The sequence below is a fragment of the Wohlfahrtiimonas populi genome (assembly GCF_002006795.1).
Lineage (GTDB): Bacteria > Pseudomonadota > Gammaproteobacteria > Cardiobacteriales > Wohlfahrtiimonadaceae > Wohlfahrtiimonas > Wohlfahrtiimonas populi.
The window spans coordinates 1-549 of the sequence record NZ_MVDN01000055.1; the positions used below are offsets into that span (position 1 = coordinate 1).

Sequence of the window (549 nt, forward strand, 5' to 3'; positions counted from 1 at the left end):
CGACTATTTATTTTATTGCATCCATGATCATGCTGTTTGTTCCTCATCTTTTTTTTATGCCAAAAAGCATTGCATTTTCTGGTGCATTAGTTTTATTAATTAGGAGCTCGATCCGTTTTTATCATGGCTACAAACTACAAGAATACCAACTTTTCTTACCTAGATTAGGTTCCTTTAAGATCCCAACAAAACCTCTACAACGTGTCAAACAAGCACAATGGATTGGATTAGGTTTTTTATGGGATGGCCGTCATACACAGAGGCTTTTTGATTTAGAAAAACCTGAAAATAGGNAGAAAAACCTGAAAATAGGCATTTGATTAGTCAACGCTCAACATTAAATGCAAAAACAAAAAATTCTCTAAAAAGCCTTTGTTTTGTTTTTATTAAAAGAGCATTACCTAGGCTTTACCAACAGCGCAATGAACTCCCTTTACCTGCAGGAGGAGGAAAACCTGAGATTCATGCTGTAGGTTTATGGGAAGGAGAACGCGATATTGGCATTTATTTTTCTGAACAAATTGGACATAGTTTAATCTTAGGGCAACC

At 35.6% G+C, this 549-nt stretch carries 1 protein-coding gene; it reads left to right on the plus strand.

All coding sequences use genetic code 11. The features are described from left to right. Nucleotides 1–316: 316 nt before the first annotated feature. Nucleotides 317–549 (plus strand): hypothetical protein (locus tag BZK16_RS13985; protein ID WP_143691216.1); only part of this gene is annotated, 233 nt, incomplete at its 3' end.